At 65.8% G+C, this 4,528-nt stretch carries 2 protein-coding genes and 1 pseudogene; 1 reads left to right on the top strand and 2 read right to left on the bottom strand.

The features are described from left to right. Positions 1-215 (top strand): hypothetical protein (locus tag ACNQQL_RS35640; protein WP_347069456.1); only part of this gene is annotated, 215 nt, incomplete at its 5' end. A 321-nt stretch (positions 216-536) separates the two neighbouring features. On the opposite strand, the gene ACNQQL_RS35635 is transcribed toward ACNQQL_RS35640, so the two are convergent. Together ACNQQL_RS35635 and ACNQQL_RS35630 are read right to left on the bottom strand one after the other, a co-directional pair. Continuing rightward, entirely contained in the window at positions 537-4,208 is a 3,672-nt protein-coding gene (locus ACNQQL_RS35635; RefSeq protein WP_347069463.1) for an autotransporter domain-containing protein, read from the bottom strand. Between the two features lie 221 nt (positions 4,209-4,429). Beyond that, positions 4,430-4,528: pseudogene (locus ACNQQL_RS35630) on the bottom strand (IS5/IS1182 family transposase); the annotation flags it as partial.

The following is a 4,528-nucleotide window of genomic DNA, read 5'->3' as shown; positions in this document are numbered from 1 at the left end:
TCTCGTCCATTCCACGCATCGGCTCATCTGCTCAAGATCATGAACACGATATCTCTAACGCACCGCCCTTCGAGCCCGTTTACACCGTTCCCAATTTCAACAGCCTGCTAGTGGCCGGCGCCGATGCGGCCGGTACTCCACAACGTGCTGTGGTGACATGGCGCAGCGGGGGGCCTGAATGGACGCGAACCGCGCTGGTGGAGTGGGATATCTAGCTGCCCGGACTCGGGAACCGGTCGTTGGCGATATTACGACGCAGATCGCGAAGATAATCGGTATGGGACCGCGGTGTGCGTGCGTGGCGGCCCCATGCGCAATTCGACTCGGCGATCGTCGAGGACATCTTCGAAATGCGGCTGCGTTTGGAGCCGCGTGCGAGTTTTCTGGCCATGCGTCATGGGAAGGAAGAGACGTTCCAAATCATCGAGCGGCGTTACCTTGAACTCGCGGCGGCATACGGCCAGTCGGCCAAGCAAGCGGCGTCGGACATTCGCGCGACCGGATCCAGCGCTGCACGATCGCGCCTTGATGCAAAGTCAGAACCGGTAGTCGAGTCTCGCGTAGGCAGACTGAGCCGAGGCATGCCCGACGTTTAACAACGCATCGACGCCCACGGCAACCGACATGGACTTCGCCGGATGAAAGCTCACACTCGCACCCGTCGTCAAATAGGCCCGGGGAAGGTCGGTGCCCGGCGCGGAAAACGTCGTGCCGTCTTGCGACGTGACAGCGAGGCCTCGATTGTGGCTCAGCGTCTCGTAGGCATAGCCTACCCGCCATTGGACGTCGACGGGCGCGAGTGCATTGCCGAACGCCTTGTCGATTGCAAGCGATACAAACGGTTGTAGGCTGCGTGCGTTGTCCGCGTCGACGGTCAAGTTTTGCCCTTGTGCGCCGGACTCGCCGAAGCCATTGCCCCGGAAGTAGGCATACCGCAATCCGAGGCGCGGCGTCATGGTGAGGCTGCCTACGGCGACCGGCATGCCTGCTTGGAGTGCGGCGGTGAACTCGTTGCCGTAGTGATCGCCCTCGGCTGTGCCGATCGAGCCGAACGGCCGCTTCTGCGAAAGGAAGTCGAGGCCGTAGCCGACCGTTGCAGCCAGGTCTACCGGTCCAAGCGAACGCGCGCCATAGAGCGCGATACGTAGCGTATCGGCGGCGCTGGAATCGCCGGTCATCGATTCGTCGAGTGACGTGTGCGAATAGCCGGCTGCAACGCCAATCGTGTTGGGCCCTTCGCGGCGATCCACACCGGCCAGAAAGCCATACTCGTGCGTAAGAAAACCAGGGCGGCCATCGGTGCCCGATATCTTGGTGCTCGATCCCGTCACGGAAACCCAACTGCCGGCCGGCGACATGACTGCGCTGCCGGTTTCGCCGTTTCGTCCCAGGCGACCGAGCAGCGCGGAGTTCGTCGTTTGCGCTCGGGTCAGCGCCGATGTGCCTTCGGCTGTAAAGATGGTGGTGTCCTGCGGCGCAATCACGACCGGGACGGTGCCGCCCGTGTTCGTGTTCGACGCAGCAGTCAGAGCCAGGTCGACCTCGTTCGCGCCGTAGGCGATCGACTGTTGCAGCGACGATAAATCGGCGCCTGCGAGCGTCGCATTCGTCACGGTCGAGAACGTGCCGCTCACGCCGTTGCCGGCTGTCAGCAATGCATAGCGGCGGGCGCTATAAGTGCCCGGGTCATAGACGATGTGGAGCGTACCGTCCAGCGTGGCTGCGCCGCCGACGCGCAGTTGCGAGGCGGCAGTGGGGCTCACTTCGATGGAGAGCGTTCCGTTGGAGGCTTGCGTATAGTTGCCGCCAAGCGTCAGCGTGCCGATCGTGCCGCCCGGTGCCACTATGCCGGCATTCGCGACGTTGCCTGCCACGGTACCGTGACCGCGTAGCGTCCCGTTCGCCGCAACTTGCGCATTGCCGCCCAAGAGCGCCGAGGGATTGGCGGCATCGCCGACTTCCAACGTGCCTGCGGCGACGGTCGTCGTCCCGGAAAACGCGCTGCTGACGCCGTCGAGCGTCAGTGTGCCCGTGCCTTGCTTAACGAACGCCCCTGGGCCGGACAACGTTCCGCTGAAGGTGGTGTCGGTCGCATCGCCGACGGTCAAAGCGTTGGCGCCGAGCACGACGTGCGAGGCCGATGCGCCGGTCAGGCTGGCGAACTGCTGAGTGCCGGCCGCCGACAGATCGAGCGTCGCATTCGACGACGCGAGCGTGACAGCCGTTGCCGACGAGAGCGCGCCGGCTCCCGACAGCGCGAGCGTGCCGCCGTCGATCGTCGTGGCACCCGTATAGGCGGTCGCCGAGGTGAGCGTGAGGGTACCGCCGCTGACCGTCAAACCGCCCGTGCCGCCGATCGACCCGCCGAATGAGCCGGCACCGTTCGTTACGGTGAGCGTCTTGCTGCCGAGCGCGACGGCGCCCGCTCCCGAAATCGTGGCGATCGAAGCCCCGCTGGTCGTGCCCGAAATGTCGAACGTGCCGTTGTCGACCACGCCGCTGGATGTCGAGATATCGCCCGCGCCCGATAGCGCCAATGTGCCGCTGCCGATCGTCGTTGCGCCGGTGTACGTGTTGCCTCCGGTCAGCGTCGTTTGGCCGCCGCTGATTGTCACGCCGCCCGAGCCGCCGATCGCCCCGCTAAACGTGCCGGTGCCGTTAGTGATCGTCAGGGTGCGTGAGCCGAGGGCGACGGTCCCCGATCCTGTGAGGTTTTTGATCTGCGCGCCGCTCGTGGTGCCCGAGATGTCGAAGAGACCGTTATCGAGGAGACCGCTCGACGTCGCAATGCTGCCGGTGCCGCTGAGCGCAAGCTTTCCGCCCGAGATCGTCGTGCTGCCCGTGTACGTGTTGGAGGCCGTCATATCGACCGCGCCGCTGCTGCCGATAATCGCGGTACTGCCGGCGCCCGATACGGCGCCGGAAACCGTGAGTCCGGCGGTGCTGCCGTCGAAGGTCACGGTCGAAGCCGAGTCGGTCAGCGCCACCGTCGGCGTCACTGACAGCCCAGCGTTTTGCGCGGCGATGTTGGCCGTCGCGCCGGCATCGAGCGTGATCGCCCCGTTGAGCGTTGAGCCCGTGAGGAGGTTGAGGACGTTGCCGGTTCCACCGAACTCGATCGACGAAGCGCTTGTGCCGCCGCCGGAGCCCGCGGTGATCGTTCCGGCATTGTTGATGGTCGCACTGCCGTACGTCACGATGCCGGCCCCGGCTGCGCCGACGGTGCTGTTGCCTCCGGCGATGGTCCCTGTGTTCACGATGGAGCTGTTCGCGCCTACGAGGCGGACGCCGACGCCGCCGTCGCCCGCCGTGTTCGGGCTTCCTGAAGTTCCCACGCCCGATGCGCCGCCGGCGCCGCCGGTGATGCTGCCGCTGTTGACGATTTGCGTACTCGAGCCCAGCGCGAGCACGCCGTCGCCCCCTGCGCCGCCGCCGCCACCGAATCCGGTTGCCCCGCCGCCGCCGCCCGTCCCACCGGCGCCGCCGAGCACCGTGCCGTTATTGCCGATCGTCGCGCCGGTGCCGGTCGACATGATGCCGGCGCCGCCCCCGCCGCCCCCGCCGCCGTTGGAAACGACGGCCGCAGCGCCTTGGCCGCCCGCGCCGCCTGCTCCGCCCTGGAGTGTCCCGCCGGGGTTGACCGTCAGGCTCGATCCGAAAAAGTAGAAGCCCGCGCCTCCGCCGCCGCCGCCCGTGGCGAAGTTCGTTTCCAGCGAGCCCGCCGTCCCCGCGCCACCCGATATCGAGCCTGTCACGGTCGTGTTGCTCGAGAGCGAAAGCCCAGTGGCTCCGCCCGAGCCGCCCGCACCCTCTTGCGTGGCTGCGCCCGTTCCCCCTGCGCCGTTGGAGGATGCGCCGCCGGTGACAAGATCCGTCGCGCCGGTCCCCGCATTGAAAGTGCTGGCACCGCCGCCATTGCCGTTGCCTGCGCCTCCGCTACCGGTGCGTGCCGGCACGCCCGCGCCTCCCACGGCACTGCACGCTGCGGTGGCAGTCGCGGAACAAGTGACGGCCGATGCAGGCAATGCGAACCCCGCTAGGCCCACGGCCGCGGCGATCAACGAAATGGACGACGGCGCAACCCGAACGGACCCGCGACGCACTGCATCGCTACCGTTGACGCTGCTACGCGATGCGCAAGCGAGTTCCGACGCAACTTGCAACTGGCGTCGAACGGGACTCCAGACGAGGCGATAAACGCGATTCATTATTTTCCCCCGGCGCAGGCCGCTCGGATTATCGATTCCGGGGATTGCGTCCGCGATATAAAACGTTTGTTGTTTTTGCGCTTTAAAGGGCTGTCCGATGCTTTGAGATCTCAGACTGTTGCGGCGCAGGCTGGTCGTGCGCGGGCGAATATAGCATGGTCTGACGATTCTGCGGTTAGCCGCGTTCGCCATATGCTAATTCGATGTATTTAGAGACGGTTTCATAAAGGCTGTTCGGCGCGCCGGAGGGTATTCCAGCAAATCAGGCAGCAACCGAGTTTGAGGAACGCCCCGTGAATGTCGGCGCGACGCTCGAAACG

The organism is Burkholderia sp. LFS061, assembly GCF_047978125.1.
Classification (GTDB): Bacteria; Pseudomonadota; Gammaproteobacteria; order Burkholderiales; family Burkholderiaceae; genus Burkholderia; species Burkholderia pyrrocinia_C.
This window is presented reverse-complemented; position numbering and strand designations above follow the sequence as displayed.

Bases quoted from the DNA above. Each gene is read 5' to 3' on its own strand.
- ACNQQL_RS35635 (WP_347069463.1), bottom strand. From the start codon at position 4,208: ATGAATCGCGTTTATCGCCTCGTCTGGAGTCCCGTTCGACGCCAGTTG.